The sequence below is a fragment of the Planctomycetia bacterium genome (assembly GCA_015075745.1).
In the GTDB taxonomy this organism is placed as follows: Bacteria; Planctomycetota; Phycisphaerae; order UBA1845; family UTPLA1; genus UTPLA1.
Window position 1 is genome coordinate 21,552 of the sequence record JABTTW010000001.1, and the last position, 16,995, is coordinate 38,546.

General features: G+C 59.1%; 11 protein-coding genes. 10 read left to right on the forward strand and 1 reads right to left on the reverse strand.

Annotated elements, in window-relative coordinates; translation table 11 throughout:
* Positions 1-182: 182 nt before the first annotated feature.
* Positions 183-3,782, forward strand: a complete 3,600-nt coding sequence (locus tag HS101_00110; protein MBE7504676.1) for a mechanosensitive ion channel — start codon at positions 183-185, stop codon at positions 3,780-3,782.
* Positions 3,783-3,873: 91 nt separating this feature from the next.
* Here HS101_00110 and HS101_00115 read toward each other — a convergent pair whose 3' ends face one another.
* Positions 3,874-5,706 carry a tetratricopeptide repeat protein gene (locus tag HS101_00115; protein ID MBE7504677.1) on the reverse strand — a complete coding sequence of 611 codons (1,833 nt, stop codon included), beginning with the start codon at positions 5,704-5,706 and terminating at the stop codon, positions 3,874-3,876.
* A 1,027-nt stretch (positions 5,707-6,733) separates the two neighbouring features.
* Here HS101_00115 and HS101_00120 point away from each other — a divergent pair.
* The 9 genes from HS101_00120 to HS101_00160 all read left to right on the forward strand — a co-directional run bounded on the left by HS101_00120 (position 6,734) and on the right by HS101_00160 (position 16,847).
* On the forward strand, positions 6,734-7,393 hold the full coding sequence (locus HS101_00120) for a proprotein convertase P-domain-containing protein (GenBank protein MBE7504678.1): 660 nt from the start codon (positions 6,734-6,736) through the stop codon (positions 7,391-7,393).
* Positions 7,394-7,853: 460 nt separating this feature from the next.
* Entirely contained in the window at positions 7,854-8,456 is a 603-nt protein-coding gene (locus HS101_00125; GenBank protein MBE7504679.1) for a TetR/AcrR family transcriptional regulator, read from the forward strand.
* An 89-nt stretch (positions 8,457-8,545) separates the two neighbouring features.
* Positions 8,546-9,583 (forward strand): SRPBCC domain-containing protein, encoded by a 1,038-nt coding sequence (locus HS101_00130; protein MBE7504680.1) that lies wholly within the window; start codon positions 8,546-8,548, stop codon positions 9,581-9,583.
* 48 nt (positions 9,584-9,631) lie between these two features.
* Positions 9,632-12,250 carry an SRPBCC domain-containing protein gene (locus HS101_00135; GenBank protein ID MBE7504681.1) on the forward strand — a complete coding sequence of 873 codons (2,619 nt, stop codon included), beginning with the start codon at positions 9,632-9,634 and terminating at the stop codon, positions 12,248-12,250.
* A 67-nt stretch (positions 12,251-12,317) separates the two neighbouring features.
* A complete protein-coding gene (locus HS101_00140; GenBank protein MBE7504682.1) occupies positions 12,318-12,698 on the forward strand; it encodes a hypothetical protein in 381 nt (126 codons plus the stop codon).
* 354 nt (positions 12,699-13,052) lie between these two features.
* The gene (locus HS101_00145) at positions 13,053-13,658 is read left to right on the forward strand and encodes a DUF1579 family protein (GenBank protein ID MBE7504683.1); all 606 of its coding nucleotides are present in this window, start codon (positions 13,053-13,055) and stop codon (positions 13,656-13,658) included.
* Between the two features lie 92 nt (positions 13,659-13,750).
* The gene (locus HS101_00150) at positions 13,751-14,233 is read left to right on the forward strand and encodes a VOC family protein (GenBank protein ID MBE7504684.1); all 483 of its coding nucleotides are present in this window, start codon (positions 13,751-13,753) and stop codon (positions 14,231-14,233) included.
* A 226-nt stretch (positions 14,234-14,459) separates the two neighbouring features.
* On the forward strand, positions 14,460-15,584 hold the full coding sequence (locus tag HS101_00155) for a bifunctional transcriptional activator/DNA repair protein Ada (GenBank protein ID MBE7504685.1): 1,125 nt from the start codon (positions 14,460-14,462) through the stop codon (positions 15,582-15,584).
* A 228-nt stretch (positions 15,585-15,812) separates the two neighbouring features.
* Complete coding sequence (locus tag HS101_00160; GenBank protein MBE7504686.1) at positions 15,813-16,847, forward strand: EamA family transporter; 1,035 nt, start codon at positions 15,813-15,815, stop codon at positions 16,845-16,847.
* Positions 16,848-16,995: the final 148 nt, after the last annotated feature.

Consider the following 16,995-nt stretch of genomic DNA (forward strand, 5'->3'; position numbering starts at 1 on the left):
TCTTGAGTTCTTTCGGGATTCGCACTGTTTGGAGTAACGAATTGATTCCGACGCGATGCATCAGGTCGCTCACATATCGTAGAACGGAGTTCACATCCGCCGGATCGCGCCGATTTCGCCAGAATGTCATGCCCGGCGCGATACTGAGACGCCTTTCGGATGTGACTTCGGGATTTGGCTTGTTGAGGAGCGTTCAAGAAAGTCTCAAATCCTGCATCGCTGCGGTCATTCTCCTTACATCCTTTTCGATTGCGTCCGGGCAGCAGCCGACCACGAACAGTTCGGTCACTCCGACGGCCCAGCCTGATGAAATCAGGGAACTGCCGCTTGAGTTGCGATACAAGACGGTCCCGAGCACGGAGGCGGAGATCGCCAAGGCCGTCGCTGAGGTCCGGGCCAGTTTAGAAGCGCTTGCCCCCACGACGCAGCCCGCCACGTCTCAGCCGACAACGCAGCCGGACGCCGACCCCGAATCTCAACTTGATGGGTGGCGCCTGGAGCATTGGTCGAGGATGCAAGAGTTCCTGGGGCAGCTTACGGAACTCGACACGCAAACGACGGCCCTCCGGCTCATGTCGCAAGACGAGGAGGTTCAGCGACTTACGGAGACGCTGGCCGAATACAAGCGCAAGCTTGGCGAGGTTGAGAGTCGCTCGCTGCCGGACGAAATCACCGATGACGATGTGGCCAAGGCGAAATCGGAATACGAGGAGTACAACCAGAGCATTGATGCGCTGAACGGCACGCTGACTCAACAGGAAACCTTGCTCCGCGAGGGATTCATCGCGCAGCGGGCAAAGATCAGCGAAGATCTCAAGGCGGCCGCCACACGACTTGAGAAACTCGAGACCACCTTCGAAGTGGATATGAAGGCGGCGGACACGGATCTGACTCGCAAGATCGTTGAGACCCGTCGCCGAACCGTTGCCGCCCGTGTCGCCGCGCTGGAAACGGCCCGGGCCGGGGTGGAATTGAAGGAGAAGCGGACCCAGCAGGAATTGGGTCAAAACAAGCTGAAGCGCGACGCGATGGCTCCCTTCGTGGTCGCGCTGCGCGAGCGAATGAATGCGCTGATTGAGGCCAAGAGTCGCAGCAGCGCGGACCGTCTTCGGGCGAGGATTGAAGACCCAACGGTTCCACCGCTTAAGAAGGTGTTCTATCAAATACAGTTGCTTCGCGATGAGACCATCGCGACGCTGCAAAAGGATTACGCCAACAACATCAAGGATCGGTTTCGGCAGAGCTCGCTCACCATGCGCGAGAGCATGGTCAATCGCGACAAGCAGTACTGGGAAGATTTTCGGGATTCACTTTCGCGACGCTCCTCCTCTGAAGTGCTGTCGGCCTACCAAGAAGCCGGCGGCGAGTTGAATCAGGCACAGCGCGATCTTTCGACGTTTCAAGGATTGCTGGATCTGAGTATTTCGGAAGGCCGTCATATCGAGCTGTTCAGCACGAGAGTCAACGACTCGTACCGGGAGCTATCCGCTGAATTTGACAAGCTCAAAGCGGACTCGATGGACGTCGAAACGATCAAGCGTCAGCAGGAAATCGACCAGGTTCGATTGGACCTCCGGAACGCGGTCGACGGAATCCTCAAGGAAGAGGAGGAACTCATCGATCGGCTTCGTACCGCGGTCACGCTTACACAGGAAAACGCTGCCCTTTGGGAGGAGGCCGAAAGCAAACTTTATTGGGTGCATCTGATCACACGAGGACCGACCATCGTTGACCCCGGTACCCTCAAGGCCGCCCGCGCCGAAGCGAAAGACCTCTTCGAGAGCCGACTCACCGGCAAGCTCGATGAGGTCAGCCGGTTGGTTCGGCGGCGGCTCGAAGTCATCACAATTGTCGATTGGCTGGTGCTGGCCCTTTCGATTTGCGCGTCTCTTTATCTCGGTGTCGCGGGAATCTCCCGCTGTCAGGCGTTGGTGAACCGCGGCCTTGGTGACGCTTCAGCCGGAGCCACATCCGAGGAATCGGCACAGGCGATGACCTTTGCCAGACGACTTCGCTACCATTGCGCCCGTGTGGCGAGGGCCATGCTGCCCGCGGTGATCATCTCCGTTCTGATCATCATATTTGCGTCGGCCATCGACCTGACCGGGGGGCCTTACAACCTCGCGCGAGCCATCGCCGTCATCATCAGCGGCACGGCCATCAGCTTTGGGATTCTCAATGGCGCGTTCAAGGCGCCGAAGCCACGTTATCGCCTGGTTCCGTGCAGCAGAACAGTTGCGCGACATTACCGTCGTAATGGATATGCCCTCGCCCTGCTCGCCCTTTTTCTGCTCGGTCCCGCCATCCTGCTTCGGGCGATGGAACTTGCGCCGTTGACGGTTGAGCTGCTCCCGGGTTGGTTTGTGTTTGTGGCGACTGCGCTGGCCATCGTTTTTCTGGTTCGACGGGAAACGGTGCTCAACGTCCTTCCACGTGCGGAGCGCGGGCGTCTCGCGGGCACGGTGACATTGCTTCGGGCCGCGCATCCGTTCCTCGTGCTGTTGTCGCTGGCGCTACTCGGCATGCACTTGATTGGGTATAAGGCCCTTGCGATTTACATCACGGTCGGACTTTCTTCAACCATTGCCCTGATTATTCTGGCGACACTCGTATATTACCTGACCGAGGAATTTTCCCGGTGGGCTGCAGATCATTTCGCCAAGATTCGCCCGACAACTCCGACTTCGGAGGAGCAGAGCGCAAAACCCGACGAGGCTCCAAGTCTTACGGAAGCAGCGTCCTCAGCGGACACGCAGAAGCAGCAATTGAAAACATCCGCCTTCACCCGAGCCTTCGTCGGCGTGGTCCGATGGCTGCTCGCGGCCGTAGTGATCGTCGCCTCTTTGAGCATTTGGGGCGTTCGCCCGTATGAATTAAAGCAGCTATTGGACCTGGAGTTGTGGAGTCAGGGTGATCAGAACGTCACGTTGTGGCGTGTGGTCGGCTCGCTGGCAGCACTGCTGCTGACGATCGTCTTTTCCCGCACACTGCGCCAAACGCTTAATTCTCAGTTTTATCCGCACCATCCGGCCATCGATCGCGGCGCCCAGGCGGCGATCAATACCCTCCTGCATTATGTGATGATTGTGATCGGCATCTATGTGGCGCTTCAGACTCTGCGGCTCGACTTCGGCGCGCTCGCGGTGCTTTTCGGCGGATTGGGTCTTGGAATCGGTCTCGGCCTTCAGCCGCTGATCGTGAATTTCATCAGCGGCCTTTTCATGCTCTTTGAGCGGCATGTCAAGGTTGGAGACGTTGTGATCGTCCATGACAAACTCGGCGAAGTCACCAAGGTCAGCATGAGGTCAACGACGATCCGTACGCCGGACGGGATTTACATGATTGTCCCCAACGGCGAGTTCATCAATCAGAAGGTCGAAAACTGGACGCTGTACAACAAACCGATCCGCGGCATCGTCGAGGTGGGCGTCGCCTACGCCGTCAATCCTCGCCGGGTCAAAGACCTTCTTCTCGAGATTGCCTTTGCCGAAGCGAAGGTGCTGATGGAACCGCCGCCGGACGCACACTTTACTAAATTCGGCGACAACAGTCTTAACTTTTCCCTTGCCTGCTGGTTTCCGAATCCGGCAGAACGCTGGGCCGGCATGCTTGCCTTGAGATATACGATTACGGAACGATTCCGAGAGGAAGGCATCGACATTCCGTTCCCGCAGCGCACGCTTAGCTTGATCAGCGGCGAACCTCTTCGGGTATCGATCTCGCCGCCTGCGCAGGACGCGAGAACGCAACCGTCATCGCCAAGTCCAACGACCGGGTCTTGATGTCGATCCCGATCGATATCAAGTTTGGGAAGCGCTTATCTATCGCGGCGAGCGCGTGAGTGCGGCCTAATTCTTTCGCTTCGAGGGTACCTTAGTTGCTCTTGGATTGGGAGATTTCGTAGATGGGGATCTTCTTGTCGTAAGACGCGAGCCTTTTTCGAAAAGTCGCAAGGGAAGTTGTCAGGCCGATTCTCGATGCCAGCTTAATGGCATCCTGCTGGATCTTGGAAGCACGAGAATAATTACCGGCAGTTGAATAGGCCGCGGCGAGGGTGTCGAGCAACTCGGGATCCCGGTATCCGGTGGATTCACATGCCTTCGTCGCCCAGGCGACGGCTTCTTCGCCATTCCTGGCCGACTCGTCATTCGGCGCTGCGAGTGCCCATGCAAGGGCATTGGCCAACAGGGGCGAATCAGGATTGTTCTTCAGGCCCTCACGGAGTAATTCCTGAGTCTCCTTGTAGCGTTTTGCGTCCATCAGATCGATCGCCCATGCGAGATAAGCCAACTCAAAACTGGGCGTGGCCGTCACTAATTGGCGCCATTCGGACGCCGCCGCCTGCTTGTCCCCGGCGGCACTGAGCGTTGAAGCCAGGATGTGGCGAACGCCGGGCGCGTCGGGGCTGGACATTGCGTGCTCGCGGAGGAGCGCGACGACCTTGGGCTCGCCATGCTTGTGATCGATCAAGCCGACCTGGGCAATCCGCTCGGCCTCGCGATAGGCGCCGTATGCCGCAAACCTGGCTGCGTTGGCGGCAATGAGTTCCAAGTGTGCCGCGCAGGCCTTTGATGCGTCGCTGATCCCGGCCGTTTCGAAGGCGTGGGCGAGCTCCGTCAATTGACTGAGCTGCAAATGCTGGCTGACTTGAGAGGTGGCGACTTCTGCGCGACGCTGATCGGCGAGCAGGCGGATCAGTTGCCAAACGTAGTCTCGCGGACCGGACTGATCCTTACCGGAAAGATCGCGCCAACGCCGGTACTCCTTGACGGCAACGTCATATTTCTTGATGCATACCATTGCCTGGGACAACCGCAGGTGCAACTCGGGGATGTTGGGCTGGGCTTTGACGAGCCCCTCGTAGTATCGGCCGGCATCCGAACACCGCCCCATCTGCAAGAGCAAGTGGCCGTACAACATGGACGCGCGGACATCATTGGCATTGCCGCTGAGGATGTCGCGGAGAAGCTGCTCGGCCTCGGAATAATTACCGAGGCGCGACAGGGCCTGGGCAAGATCGACGATAGTATTGAGGTGGTATGGGTTCTTTTCCAGTACGGCGCGGTATTCCTGCACCGCCTCGGCGAATCTTCCCTTTGCGGTGAGCAAGACCCCCAGGGCGTGACGAGTACTTACATCCGCGCTGTTGCGCTGCGTGGCGTTTCTCAGCAAGACGATTCCGTCGTCGATGCGACCGGCCCGCGAAAGCCGTTCCGCAAGCACCAGCAGGTCTTCTCCACCGGGCGCTTTTCCAAGCAGGTCCACCAGCAGAGGGTCGTTGGCCAGGGGCGCTTTGGCGCCGGCGCGCTCCAGCTCCAGAAAGCTCTCGGCGTGGGCATCCTCGCCGGTCGCCTTCAGTAGTCTCGCCATCGCGCCATTCGCCGCGGCGTAGTTCAGGCTCAGTCGCAACGACTGTGCCAGATGGGTGCGAGCGGCTGAATAATCCTTTGACGCCAGGGCGCATTCTCCGAGCCCCAGGTGAGCTCGGGCATCATTCGGCGATACTTCAATCGCGCGATGATAGAGGTCCTGTGCACGCGCCGGATCGCTGCTTCGCACGAGATCGGCGAGCTCGATCAGGATCGGCGCGTATTGGGGGTCCACCTTCAGCGCAGATTCAAAAGCGAGTTTCGCCAGGTCTTGATCGTAGGCCTCAAGGGCCGCCAAACCGAGGTAGTAGCACCAGCGAAGGGAACTCGGATCCAACTCTTTGGCTTTTTTGAAACATGGGATTGCGGCGAGATGGGAATCCGCGGCGTAATAGAGCATTCCCAATTCGCCCAGTAATTCGGGCTTATCTGGCGAGGCACACGCCGCGGTGTAGGCCGCCTCAATATCGGTACGAAGCGCGGCTGGAAGGCCGATGAGATCAATGCGCGGAATTTCTTTTGCCGCAGGTGAAAGCGTCTCGGGATCAGGAAGGGATACCTCCGCATTCGTATCCGGGCGCCTATCGGGCGGCTTGGGTACAGTGGACCGTGCCGGACTCGGATCATCGGAGACATCCTTGGGGACGGACCGGGGAACGACGGGAGCAGAATCCGTAGTCGAAGGGGCCGGCCGATCTTCATTTTGCACAACGTCCCTTGCTGAGCCGGTTTCGGCGGTATCCTGCGACTTGGCCGTACTGGGCGCCGCAACCGGGGCCTGCGATGCCTGGGGGGTGTCCGATTCCGGTACCTTTGAGCGATCGCAGGCGAGACCTGGCAATAGGAGGCCGATCGCCATTAACAATCGGCATTTGCTGATACATAAGGATTTACAAACTCTGGTCATTTGATACGCACCGCGAGGTACCCCCCAGACATCCGCCTAATCTGAAACAGGAAGCGATAATAACGTGTTACAACCAAAGCCGGAACGCCCCGGTGATCGGAAATCGTGCAATCCGCCTCTGGCCCCCCTTCCGGGCAGCCGGTCCCGGTTGGGACCTCAAAAACGCCCCTTTCGGGACGGCTGTGAAATTTTTTGGAAAAAGAGAAGAAAGCACTCGAAACCCTTGAACTGCACAGTTAGTTCTGTTAAGCTCGCTTTCTGCGTGGAGGAAGGTAGCGCAACGGCGCTCTTCATGCATTGAGCCGACGTTTCATAGCTTTGATCAGTTCTTGCTATTGGATCGTCCTCAAGACTCGAACGTCGTAGAAATTGATGCAAATGGCCTTTTGGCTGTATGTGCAGCATGGCTTTGCATGAAGTGGGAAGGACTGGGTCACTCGACATAGGAGTAAGGAAGATGCAGAAGAAGACGATCATTGGATTAGCTCTGGTAGGCGCGATCGCCCTAACCAGTGTTCCGGCGATGGCTGATGTTGTTTGCCCGGATCAGACACCGAAGGTTTACGTGGTTCGCCCGACCCCTTCGGTCACGATTCCTGACAACAACCCAGCGGGTGGTAACGTATCGATCATGGTTCCCAATGACGATCCGGCCTGTCCGTTGATCTGGGACCTCAACGTTGACGTCATCGTCCGCCACACTTGGCAGGGCGACCTCCGGCTCACGCTGACGGGGCCGGGCGGCCAGCAGGTCGTTCTCATGGATCGCCCTGGTTACTCGGGAAGCGGCTTCGGCTTCTCGAACAACAACCTCGGTAATCCGGCCGCGCAGACCCCGTTCATCTTCGACGATGAAGCGGCTCTGGTTTATGACACCGGTTCGGCCGGCACGAACGTCAACAACCCGGTCGGCAGCTGGCGCCCCGAGAACCCGCTGAGCGGTTTCGACCAGCTCCCGAAGGCCGGTCTGTGGACCCTGAACATCACCGACAATGCCGGTGGTGATACGGGCTTCATCGATCAGTTCTCGCTGCACTTCGTGAACAAGGTTCCCGAGCCGGCTTCGCTGGCCCTGCTTGGCTTCGGCGCTCTGGCCCTCATTCGCCGCCGCCGGTAAGTCGCTCGGTTGGAATCTGACGTCGGACTTGCTCTGACGTGACAATTCAGTAGCTATCAAGGCCTCGGTGGAAACCCACCGAGGCCTTTCTATTTCCTGAGTCTCGGATCCGGAGGGATCTCGGCGCCTGAAGCGACCCATTTGGCTCACCGGAGAGCCGTGCCCGGCCCTTGGCTTATCGGGGTGCTCTTTCGCGTCGGACTGACCTGTTGAATTCGCTCCTGCGGCGATGTGACGCTCTCCAAAGCGTTTTATGGCGATTAAGTGCCATGCACCGCCCGTTTCGACTCCAATTCAATCAAACGGCAAAGAGGCCCTGAATTGCTTTGGAGCATGCCGCTGTCTGGACCCGTCGGCCGTTCTGCGGCAGCGGCCCCCACGCAAAAAATCCGGCGCTATTCGCTTGCACTGATTGTCGACGGGCGGTATATTAGTTGACTGTTCAACTAATAGGTCTCATATGCCCGAGGAACACATCAGTACGAAGGAACGAATCGTCCTTGCGGCGAGGGAGCTTTTTCACACGCAGGGATACCACGCCACGAGCATGGCGGAGATTCTGAAGAAGGCGGAGGCCAACAGCGGGAGCCTTTACTACTACTTCAAATCCAAGAACGAGCTACTCCTGGCGGTGCTGGGGTGGTACGAGCAAATGCTCCATCCGATGGTCATGGACCCCGCGTTTGCCATTTCAGAGGACCCGATCGAGCGCGTGTTCGCGGTGCTGGCCGGATACCGGGAAATGCTGCTGATGACGGAATGCACCGTTGGATGCCCCATTGGCAATCTTGCGTTGGAACTGACTGAGTGCGAGCCGGAAGTCCGAGCCAAAATCGAATTGAATTTCTCCAATTGGTGCAAGGCGATCGAAAACTGTCTTCGGGAAGCGGCGGATCGGCTTCCGCGGGACATCGATTTCGAGCGGATGTCACGATTCGTCTTGACGGTGATGGAGGGCGGGATCATGCAGGCCCGCGGCCATCGCGATGTCAAGCGTTACGACGACTCTGTGGCACAGTTGCGGGATTACTTCGATCGCCTGCAAGCCAAAAGTGCGGCCTGAAACGTGTTCAAGAAGTGAGTGAGCCGGGCGACGGCGAAGCGGTCCGTCGGATGTAATCATGAAAGGGAAATGCGATGAGTCGGAAATCGATGAAGTGGCAACGCGTGGCGATCTGCCTCACGGGGATCGGGTGGTCGGCAGCCGCACAGGCCGGCGAGCCTCGAATGATCCGGAAGGATGTCGAGGTCAAAGGCACGGCGGAACAGGTCTTCAAACTATGGACGACGCCGGAGGGGATTGCCAAATTCTTCTCGCCCGAATCGAAAATCGAGCTGAGGCTCGGCGGGGCATATGACCTTTACATGAGCATGGAGGAGCCCGACAAGCAGGGGAAGCGCGGGGCCGAAGGTTCGCGGATATTGGGCTACATCGAAAACGAGATGCTGGCATTCGACTGGACGTTTCCCCCCGCCGTTGAGAGCCTTCGCTACGCCGGCGAGAAGACGCAGGTCGTGCTTCGCTTCATCGACCTGGGTAACGGCCGAGTTCGCGTCAAGCTCGTGCAGCACGGCTGGGGCGAGGGGGCCGAATGGGACAAGGGGTTTGAGTATTTCGACGCCGCGTGGGGCCATGTCCTTCGACAATTGAAGGAGTATAAGGACGCGAATCACTCGGCGGCGGACGCCTCGACAGCGAAGTCGAAGACATGGGATGACCGGCACGTGACGATCACTTCGACGGACAGCCCTATCAAGCGGCAGGAATTCGAGATGAACGTGCCGGTGGCGGTTGAGGATGTCTGGAACCTGCTGGCGACGACCGAAGGCTTCAAGATGCTCGGTGCGAAGGAGCCGCTGGTCGAATTGAAGCCCGGCGGGGCCTATTCGTTCTGGCCAGGGGCGCCGAACAAGGTCCTGTCTTTCATTCCCGGCGAGATGCTGTGCACGAGCGGCAGCGCGCCGCCCGAGTTTCCCAACGTGCGCAAGGGCGGCACTTGGAGCGCTTATTACTTCGAGTCCCTCGGGGCGGGCAAGACGAAGTTGCGCCTCTCATGCACCGGCTGGCGTCCCGGAGAGAAGGAATGGGACGACGCCTATGACTACTTCCTCAAGAACAACCCTGTGTTTCTGAACAGCGTGTATGGATTGCTGGTCAAGAACGCGGCACAAGCTAATTCGGCTAAGTGAACATGGAATCGTTTTGATTCCTTGCACGAAATGGATCGGGATGATGCGATGAAACGACAGCTTCTTCTCATTGGCACTATCACGTTCGCCGGACTCGTCGGCGGCCCGCTCCAGGTCAGTCATGCCGGTGATCCTGTCGGCAATGCGCTGCGAAGCGAGGGAATCGTCGATGCGCCGATCGAGGCCGTTTGGGATGCGTTCACCACGAAGGAAGGCATTGAGTCGTGGATGGTCCCGCACGCGGAGATTGACCTTCGCGTGGGCGGGAAGATGCGCACCACTTATGACCCGAATGGCGTGATCGGCGATGACAGCACAATTGAAAACACCATTCTCAGCTTCGATCCGCCGCACATGCTGTCGATCAAGGCGACCAAACCGCCGGCCAATTTCCCGATGAAGGAGGCGATCAAGAACATGTGGTCGGTGATCTATCTCGACCCCGTGGATTCGAAGCGAACGCGGATCACGGTCGTCGGCATGGGCTATGGCGACGACGAGGCCTCGCAGACACTTCGCAAGCACTTCGACGCGGGAAATACCTGGACGATCAATAAGTTGCAGGAGCGGTTTGGAAAGGCGCCCGCGACGCAGCCGGTCGACATCTCCGGCCTGCTGCCGGACAAGACTCACTTGCAGCGGCCGGTGTCTGCCTCGTCGGCGGCGAACTCACATGGGGCGGATGATGACCTGTTCGCTTCGTATCTGGCCCACATTGCAGCGGCGAGCGCCGCTCTTGTGGCAGGTCAGGTCGCGGAGGTCGATCGATGGCTCAGCAGCGCACCGTCTAGATTCCGTAACTGGGAATGGCGCTATCTCAAAGCGGCCATGGATCAGAGCGTCCGCACAAGTGTGGATCAGGGAGCGGCCGTCATGTCTGTGGCAATCAGCCCGGACGGCAAGCTGCTGGCCGAGGCGCTCGCGGATGGGACGACGATTCTGCGCGATGCCGAATCGTGGAAGGAGCTTCGCCGGGTCAAGACGAATGAGAAGTCACTTTGGCATGTCGCCTTCAGCCGGGACGGCCGGCGCATTGCCGCTTCATCGTCTGACGGGGCTGCTCGAGTCTATGAGGTTGAGACCGGGGAACTGGTTCGCGAGCTTAAGCACGAGAAGACGCAGGTGTACTCCGCGTCATTCAGCCCGGACGGCGAGCGACTGGCGACTTCCATGCTCAGCTATGTCAAGGTTTGGAACCTCGAGACCGGCGAGAAAATTCACACGCTCAAGGGACATGTCGAGCGTCCTCCGGTTCCGTGCGTGACGTACAGCCCGGACGGCAAGCTGCTTGCCTCGGCCTCGTGGGACAACAACGTGATTATCTGGGACGCCGAAACCGGAGCTGAGCTGCACAAGCTGGGTCCGGGCTACGGCGGCGCCAAGTACACGCCCTACAACGCCGTGGTCTTCAGCCCGGACGGGAAGGAGCTTTGCGCGTGCAGCGGGAACAAGGCGATCACGACATGGAGCGTGTCGGACAGTAAGCAGATCAACCAATGGGAGGCGCACGATCAGACGATCTACGCCGTAGCTTACAGCCGTGACGGGTCGCACATCGCGTCGACCGGGGCCGACGGGCGAATCAGGCTCTGGAATTCGAAGACCGGGGCGATTGAGTTTGAGGCGATCGGCCACCGCGACGTTGTCCGCTCTTTGGCGTTCGGCGCGGACGACCGAACGCTGGTATCTGCCGGGGCCGATCAGCGGATCAAGCAGTGGGCTATTAAGGACCAGCCGCCGTCCGCCATTAAGTGCGCCAAAGGTGTTTGGGGCTCTCCCTTCTGCACGGATGGGAAACGAATCGCGACCGCATCGTCGGATATGAGCGTAAGGGTCTGGGACCTGTCCAATGGGAAAGAACTGGCGTCGTTCATCAACCTGCCCGAGCAGGCGACGAGCGCCGCGTTCAGTCCGGACGGCAAGCGGCTGGCCGGTGTGACGAACGATCCGACGGTGCTCATCTGGAATCTTGAGACGCAGGAGCTGATTCACGAACTCAAGGGACATACAAAAGGAAATCCGTGCGTCATCTGGAATTCAAAAGGCGATCGCATCGCCACGGCGTCGTACGACGGCACGATTCGTGTGTGGGACCCGGATCGCGGAGAAACGATTCTCGTGATCGATAAGAAGGAGGCGGGATCGTACCGCATCGCATTCTCGCCCGACGACAGCTTGATCGCCGCCGCGGGCAATGACGGCATTGTTTATCTCTGGGATGCCAAGAGCGGCGAGGAGAAAGCGGCGATGAAAGGCCATTCGGCGAAATTGTTCTCAGTGTGCTTCAGCCGCGATGGTTTATTGCTGGCCTCTGCCGGAAACGACAGGGCTATCCGCATCTGGGATGTGAAGTCCCGGGAATGCCTGCACACGATGACAGGACACGCGCGAGAAATCTGCGGGCTGGCCTTCTCGGGGGACGGCTCTCGGCTGGGTTCAGCCTCATACGACCAGACGGTTCGACTTTGGGATGTGAGGCGAGGCGTCTGCGTTGCGAAGTTGATCGACTCGGGGGAATCCGCCTATGCGCTGGAATTCGGCCCGGACGGGACGCAACTGGCGGCAACTTTCGTGGATGGGACGGTTCGATTGCTGGACACGGTATCGACGGCCGATCGGCAGGCCGGTGGGAATGATGTGATTTCGGCGCGGACGTCGGGTCCATAGATTGCAAAGCCCTGGCGGACGAAGAGCGGAATCGGAAGTGACGAGTAAAGATTCTGAGGAGAATGCCATGAGCACAGTGAATCAAGGTAACGGAGCAATGGTCAAGTACACGGCGATCGGGACGGTGCTTCAGATCGCTATGGTCGTCGGCGGACACTACAACGAATTCATCCGCATGAACATTTTTGCCCCGGGCGGCATGGCGATCTCCATGCTCTTTGGCGCGCTGTGGGCGAAGTCCGCGGCGACATCGAAGGGCGGAGGATTCGTCGGCGGGGCAGTGGTCGGTGGGCTCTGCGCAATCATCGGCATCGCGGCATCCGTTGCGCTGGGCGACACGGAGGCGGCGGTGCTGGCCTTTGGAACACTCGGTTCGGCGGTCACGGGCGGGCTGGGCGGCCTGGCGGTCTTGGCGATTTCCGGAAAGCGTGCGGCCCCGGCAGCGTGACGCAATCCCGGCGCAATCATAGGATTCGCGGCGACGGTCGGTAATGCGTCATGCTGCTTACGATTCACCAGAGCGCTTCGGGAATTTGACGTGTTGGACGGCTAATGACTGTGCGTGAGCCTTGCATGGGACGCCGTCAAAATCGGGTTGCTAACTATGCGGCAGGTTGCATTGACCGGGATAAACCGTTGGGCGGCACGGAGTAAGCGCTTGTCGTGTTTTTACAATCGCTATGCCCGAGGAGTGTTGTTAGAATACCGGGCTCGGCGGGCAAGAAAACACCTGACATTTAGGAGACAAATCGGATGAAGACCAAATTGTAATTTCACTGTGATCGTCGCATCGGCGGTGGCGATGTTCAGTCAATCGGCGGTTTCCGAGGACAAGCCGGGCGGCGCGCCGGACCCGGAAATGATGAAGCAGATGATGGAAGGGATGAAGCGCTGGATCGAGACGACCAAGCCCGGCAAGCATCACAAGGTGCTCGATTCCCACGCTGGAACGTGGGACGTCACGTTCCGCATGTGGATGGACCCGTCGGCGCCGCCCATGGAGACGAAGGGCGTGTCCGAGGTGAAGTGGATCATGGGCAAGCGGTTCCTTCTCGAAGAATACAAGGGCGAGATGCTCATGCCTGATGAGACGGGCATGCAGATGAAGAAAGTCCCTTACGAAGGCATGGGCACGCTGGGGTACGACGTTTATCGCAACATGTACACTGGCACGTGGCTGTCGAATCTTCAGACAAACGTGCTGACCATGAACGGCAGCATGGAGCCGGGCAGCAAGGTACTTCGAATGTTCGGCGAGATGGATGAGCCGATGCTGAATGTCATCGGTCGAACGGTCAAGTATGTGACGACCATCAAAGACAAGGACACGCGGATGTTCGAGTGCTTCGATCTTCATGCCTCTGACACACACCGGGTCTTTGAGATCGAGTACAAGCGCAAGAAATAGGCAAACCGCGAAGGAGCCGACCTACGGGCAAGGACGCCTTGCATTTGAAACGATGAAGTTGCACAGAACCTATTTACATGAAAGGAAGAAACATGGCAGGCAAGGTAAACCCGATTCCAGAGGGATTTAACTCGGTCACGCCTCACATCGTCGTGAAGGGCGCCAAGGCGGCGATGGAGTTTTACAAGAAGGCCTTCGGCGCGGAGGAAGTCATGTGCATTCCCGCGCCGGACGGCTCGGTCATGCATGCCGAGATCCAACTTGGGAATTCGCGCGTCATGATCGCGGAAGAGAACCCGCAGATGGGCTGTCAGTCACCCAAGAGCCTCGGGGGCTCGCCGATCACGGTTCATCTTTACGTCAATGACGTCGATTCGGTGGTGAATCAGGCGGTGAAGGCGGGGGCAACGTCGGTCATGCCCATTACCGACATGTTCTGGGGCGACCGGTACGGCATGGTTACCGATCCGTTCGGTCACAAGTGGTCAGTGGCGACGCATACGGAAGACCTGACTCCGGAGCAGATCGGCGAGCGGATGGCCAAGGCCTTCGCCGGCGGCGGTTGCGGCGCATAAAACCGGACGAAAGTCCGACGATAACATTCAAAGCCCCGGGCAATCGCCTGGGGCTTTCTTTTGGCGCCTCGCCCCTACCGACGCAGAGCCCGGCGACGGCGGCGGCGCACAACGATTTGAGTACCGCGCTCAAAAATCGGTGGAAGACGAGGGACTGCTGACGTAGGCTTGTCCTGTGGCGAGGGCGAATGACACTCGTAGTGTTGCCGGGTAGCGAGATACGGGCATGGCGACAAGGTCGAATCAGAAATCCGCAAAGGCGCGACCCACGCAGCGCGAAATGCTCCGCGCATTCTCGCGCGGCGACGCATCGTACGACGGCATCTTCTTTACGGCCGTTCGAACCACCAGCATATTCTGCCGGCCCTCTTGCCCGGCGAAGAAGCCGCTTGCCAAGAATATTGAGTTCTTTGCGACTGCGAAGGATGCCCTGTTTGCCGGGTATCGTCCGTGCAAGCGATGCCGCCCGATGGACACCAACGGCCGTCCGCCGGAATGGGTGCGCAAGCTCTTCCTGCGTGTCGAGTCGCAGCCGGATGAGCGGATTCGCGATCAGGACCTTCGCGGCATGTCCATCGACCCCGCACGAGCCAGACGCTATTTCCAGGAGAATTACGGCATGACTTTTCAGGCGTACGATCGGGCCCGCAGACTGGGACGGGCATTCGCGGCGATTCGCGAAGGCGGCGATCTGACTGATGTCGCCATCGGGTCGGGCTTCGACTCCCCCAGCGGGTTCCGAGACGCGTATGTCCGGGCCTTCGGCAAGCCGCCGGGCCGCAGTCGAATGAGTACCAAGAATTGCATTGTCACGGCGATGATTGAGAGCCCGGTGGGTCCACTGCTTGCCGGGGCGACGGATTCGGCGGTGTGCCTTTTGGAGTTCTCCGATCGGCGGATGCTCGAGGCGCAGATGACGACGCTGCGAAAACGATTTGCGAGGCCGATCGTGCCGGGAAAGAATCGGTTGCTGACGACTCTACGGAGCGAGCTGGACCGGTATTTCGAGGGCACACTCAAGAAGTTTTCAGCACCGTTGGAGTACCCCGGAACGGCGTTTCAGTGCAAGGTATGGGGCGAGCTCCTGAAGATACCCTACGGTGAGACCATATCTTACGAAACGCTCGCGCGACGCGTCGGGAGCACAGGCGCACAGCGTGCGGTGGGCACGGCGAACGGCGCGAATCGCATCGCCATTATTATTCCGTGTCACCGGGTCGTGAATAAGGACGGGAAGCTCGGGGGATACGGCGGGGGCTTGTGGCGAAAGCAGCATCTTTTGGAATTGGAGAAGGCTGCCGTGGTCGGCCGTGAGCCCCTGCTCTTCGAATCTGCGATGGCAAAGGCCTGAAAAAAACGTCTTCCTATCGCCGCAAACCATCCCTGCTGAACCGCGCGCTGCCTGCGTTCGTAGCACTGAAAACCGGAGGCGAAATGCCCTTGTCTAGCGGTGCGCGATTCCATCGTGTGCACGATTCACGGAGTACAGCCATGTGCCCCCTTGGCGGCACTCGCAGACGTGCCCTATCATGGCATCAAGGTACGTCGTTGGCTTTTTCGTTGAAAGTGATGTGCTGATTTGATGACGGATTCAAGCGGCCTTCCCGCACCGCGCCTACTGAAGGTGATCCTGGCGTTTCTTGCCATTTATGTCATCTGGGGCTCCACCTACCTGGGGATCAAGTTCTGCCTGGAGACGATCGATTCGGTGTTTCTGATGCCGGGCGTTCGGTTCGCGACCGCGGGCGCCATTCTTTACGCGTGGGCGCGAAGGGGCTCGACAGCGCCGACGCTCCTTCACTGGCGGAATGCGACCATCATCGGCGGAGCGCTTCTATTCATCGCGAACGGGGCCGTGGTCTGGGCGGAGACGCGCGTTGCCAGCGGCCTGACGGCACTCCTGATCGCGGTTGTCCCGATGTGCATGGTCCTGATGAATTGGCTTCGCCGAGGCGGCAATCCGCCGACACCGATGGTCATCGCCGGACTGATTCTCGGTCTAATCGGGATCGGTGTGCTGACCGGGCCTGACAGTTTCGCGGGCGGCAAGCGCGTGGACCTTCTGGGCGCCGGGGGCTTGATGCTGGCGTGCGTTGTGTGGAGCGCAGGCTCGCTCTTCTCAAAGAATGCCGCACGGCCGAGCTCGCCTTACCTGACCGCGGCGATGCAGATGATCGCCGGGGGGGCGCTGCATCTGGTGACCGGCACGGTCGTCGGTGAGTGGTCGCGGGTGAACTTTGCGACGATCTCGCCCAAGTCCATTGCCGCGCTGATCTATCTGATCGTGTTCGGCTCGATCGTCGCATTCACGGCGTATATGTGGCTGATGCAGGTCAGCGACCCGGCGCGCGTGGCGACGTACGCTTACGTTAATCCAGTCGTCGCAGTGCTGCTCGGCTGGGGGTTTGCGGGCGAATCGCTGAGCGCGCGAACGTTCATCGCTACGGGGATCATCGTGACCGCTGTTGCATTCATCACGCGAGCGCAAGTTAAGAGGTCAACGAGCGATGCAGAGACGGTAAGTCCGAATGCCGCAGAATCGGTAGAGAGCAATAGATCAGAGTCCCGGGACATCGTCGCCTCCGCTGCGGCGTGCGCCAGTTCATGTGATTGATTTTCAGCTCCTGCGCCTGTTCCAGGCCGGATTGCGCTTGCGAATTCTCCAATTTCGACTAGAATCCGTATAGATAGAACTTTTTGACGCCCGCGCTTACGGCAATACATACGCCGATCGCCGGCAGACTGAATCACAGGGCTCGGAT

Bases quoted from the DNA above. Each gene is read 5' to 3' on its own strand.
- HS101_00120 (MBE7504678.1), top strand. From the start codon at position 6,734: ATGCAGAAGAAGACGATCATTGGATTAGCTCTGGTAGGCGCGATCGCC.
- HS101_00125 (MBE7504679.1), top strand. From the start codon at position 7,854: ATGCCCGAGGAACACATCAGTACGAAGGAACGAATCGTCCTTGCGGCG.
- HS101_00130 (MBE7504680.1), top strand. From the start codon at position 8,546: ATGAAGTGGCAACGCGTGGCGATCTGCCTCACGGGGATCGGGTGGTCG.
- HS101_00135 (MBE7504681.1), top strand. From the start codon at position 9,632: ATGAAACGACAGCTTCTTCTCATTGGCACTATCACGTTCGCCGGACTC.
- HS101_00140 (MBE7504682.1), top strand. From the start codon at position 12,318: ATGAGCACAGTGAATCAAGGTAACGGAGCAATGGTCAAGTACACGGCG.
- HS101_00145 (MBE7504683.1), top strand. From the start codon at position 13,053: ATGTTCAGTCAATCGGCGGTTTCCGAGGACAAGCCGGGCGGCGCGCCG.
- HS101_00150 (MBE7504684.1), top strand. From the start codon at position 13,751: ATGGCAGGCAAGGTAAACCCGATTCCAGAGGGATTTAACTCGGTCACG.
- HS101_00155 (MBE7504685.1), top strand. From the start codon at position 14,460: ATGGCGACAAGGTCGAATCAGAAATCCGCAAAGGCGCGACCCACGCAG.